Annotated in this window: 2 protein-coding genes; both read right to left on the bottom strand. The window is 51.1% G+C overall.

Going from position 1 to position 2,884, the window contains the following annotated elements; translation table 11 throughout:
- Nucleotides 1–257, bottom strand: a 257-nt coding sequence (locus tag ABYT30_RS17945) for a hypothetical protein (protein ID WP_373097862.1), incomplete at its 3' end; no start/stop codon positions are given.
- A gap of 2 nt (nt 258–259) precedes the next feature.
- Nucleotides 260–2,710, bottom strand: coding sequence for a hypothetical protein (locus ABYT30_RS17940; RefSeq protein ID WP_373097860.1), 2,451 nt, complete (start codon nt 2,708–2,710; stop codon nt 260–262).
- Between the last annotated feature and the right edge of the window lie 174 nt (nt 2,711–2,884).

Here is a 2,884-nt window from a genome sequence, read left to right as displayed (position 1 = left end):
TGAGCACCATCTAAACGAATTTCTAAAGACGGTGTATCCTCACAATGTCGCAACCCCGATGCGACCAAGCTGTCTTGCCAATCGTCGACCAAGGGTCGCCGCAAAAGCGTGTTAAACAATTGCTCTGCGCCCCAAAGCGTCTCGGCATCAGCTTGAATGTAGGCCGTATTTTTCCCCATATCACTACACCCCTCGGCCGCCATTAAGCTCACGCTAAACATCATGCCCAATAGCACGCCCGGCTTTACAAAATGCATGCTCACTCCTGGTCCTGTTGATACAGTCGACTGATAACTTTACTGCGTTCACGCTCACTCGGCATAAGGCGGGCCACTGCGACATAAGCGCCAGGTGCCGACGAGGTCACTTTTAAACTTATCGTATCGCCCGCCAAATCATCACCCAAATTAAAGTTTAGGCGCTCAGGGCCAAAAACGCGCCGGCCGCTGCCGTCGAGTAAATATGCTTCGCTTAGCGCGCTGCCTTTTATATTGTAAATTACGTCGCTAACGGTATAGGCGGTGGCCACCCCAGTGGCCTTGTGGGCAATAAGCTGAAATCGCAAACTGACGTCACGCCGCTCAGGGGCAAAAAACTGGATAGCGAGATTATCATTAAAATGACGAGCATCAATTTCGAATTCCAAATCACGCATTAAGGGGTAAACCTCCCGAAAAGCGTAATCACAGCCTAGATTCTGCCCCTGACCATTGATCCACCATTTGCCGCTGGCGGCCGTGCCAGTATTGGAGTCAATTAAAGCCAGGCGATGCCGTCCTAAGGACATTTCTTCCAGACTGAGCAAGCCGCTGCGGCCGAGATACCGAGTTCCCATTGTCTTGCCATCAGTATCAATCCGCACCGGCAGTTTCGCCATACGCCCAGTGTAGGCAAGCTGCGGCGACAATACGTTCTCAAGATAGCCTCCGGCCAAACTAAACTCTCCGCTTTGCGGCGAAACCCGACAATACCGGCTCATGATGGCTTCTCTTCGTGGCAACTTCGTTTTCGGATCTAAAAAAAGCAGCGGAAGCGGATACAGTGGCTCAGTATCGCCTTTTTTTCCAATGCTGGGCTTGGCCACAAAGTCGTATCGCTCGTAATTATCCTCCGCAATAAATTCGTCTTCCGCCAAAATTGGGTAGTGCCAAACCAGAGTCTGCAATCGACCCGCCGCCAATAACTCGGCTTCATTATTTGGGTAGAGGGTAAACCACTGCGGCATACGTTGCTCGCGCTCAAACCAATAGCGACGATCCAGCGGCATATTACGCTGTAACTGCAAGTCCTCTGGCCGCGAAAACATACTGACAAGAACCGGCTGCGAGGCGATCACTTTGGCATAAGCTGCATTTGCAGGCAGCTGGACAAAGTGCGAAAACGACTCCCCAATTTTCGACTCAGCAGGGCCTGATGCCAATTGCCAATAGGAATCATGCACGAAGGTCAATCGCTCGGTGCGACGCATAAGTTGCCGATCATCTGCGCTAAATATGGCTAGCTCTAAATCGGCCGGCATTGCATCCGATAGTTCGTCTGCCGGAGCTATAACACGATAATCCAAACGTAAAACTTGAGCACGGCCGCCGCCCTGGGGGCTCAACTGAAAGCGCAGTTCCTCACCCGGTGCAACAAGATAACTGCTCGCATAATTGCGCTCGGGCTTGTAGCGCGTCGCCAAAGATTCCGCTTCAAAGGTCATGGGCTGCGAGGGTATGATTTCTAATAAGCCGGGCTCTAATCTGCCGGTCCATTCATTTCCCTGAACTTCCCACTCGGTCACTTCAAGACTCACGGCAGACTGCCAACGCAAGCGCACGGTATTCCCTTCCAAAGCTTCAGGGTAAAACTGTAACTGCCACTGCCCCTTATTTTCGGGCTCTATGACTAAGCTCGCCCAGTGGCTTGGATCACTATAGGCGCCGGGGCTCGCCAGAACATCGTCACTGCCATCTATATCCAGCTCGTCGAGTTTGGCCATGTACAGGGTATCAACGTCATAGTCTTCATCGGCAAGTCCCGCAGGACCAATCGGCAGCCATTGACGTTGCAGTAAATGGCTAATTTCCTGGGTCGATACACTATGCGGAAGGAATATATGATTTCGCAGCAAAAAGTCCCGCTGCTCTCGCAACATTCTGCGCCATGACTGCACCGCATCTACGGGATCAATATGCTCAAGCACGGCAAGTCGCACGCCAACCCGGTCGACCTGATCTGCTGACGGCGCCACTTGCAATCTCACGGTTTTAACCTCGCCATAATCGGCTAGCCGCAGATAAAAAAGCTGATCTAATGACGGCCGCAATTGACTGCGCGCGTAAAAGCGGCTGTATTCTAACTGACCATGCTCATTCTGGATAAAAGGTGCGACTTTGCTCACGAGGTGATAAACCTTATCAGCGACGATCTTTCCATCATCATTTAGTAGCTGGTATCGGATGTTATAGCGGTAGGTCAACTCCGGATCAAGGCGTTCCGGCGCTAACATCGCATGGGTAATTAACCGCACTTCATTAGCGCCATAAGCCAGATCATATTCTGTCCAGCTCTGCTGATTAAGCAAATACACGGTGCTCGAATCCAGCTCTACTTGGAGACCGGTCTGGAAGCCTGTTAAACGCTTTAACGCTGGCGCACAGCTACGGGCCACAAAAATAGTTAGCAGCAGAAGCACTAAAATAAGAAAATATCGTTCAATATTACGCATTAGCGCTGCTCCGCCATAAGCAATCGCACGCGGAGATCTATAAACTCCTGCGCGCGGCTTTGACTAAGCGCAGTACCTTCAGGAAGCATCCATAAAGATGTTCCCAAGGGATTCAAATTTGCGAGCAATATCGGTTTTCCAGCTCGGCCCAGTAACTGCAAATAAGATTGTCCG

This window comes from Zhongshania sp., assembly GCF_041623545.1.
Classification (GTDB): Bacteria; Pseudomonadota; Gammaproteobacteria; order Pseudomonadales; family Spongiibacteraceae; genus Spongiibacter.
This window is presented reverse-complemented; position numbering and strand designations above follow the sequence as displayed.

Bases quoted from the DNA above. Each gene is read 5' to 3' on its own strand.
- ABYT30_RS17940 (WP_373097860.1), bottom strand. From the start codon at position 2,710: ATGCGTAATATTGAACGATATTTTCTTATTTTAGTGCTTCTGCTGCTA.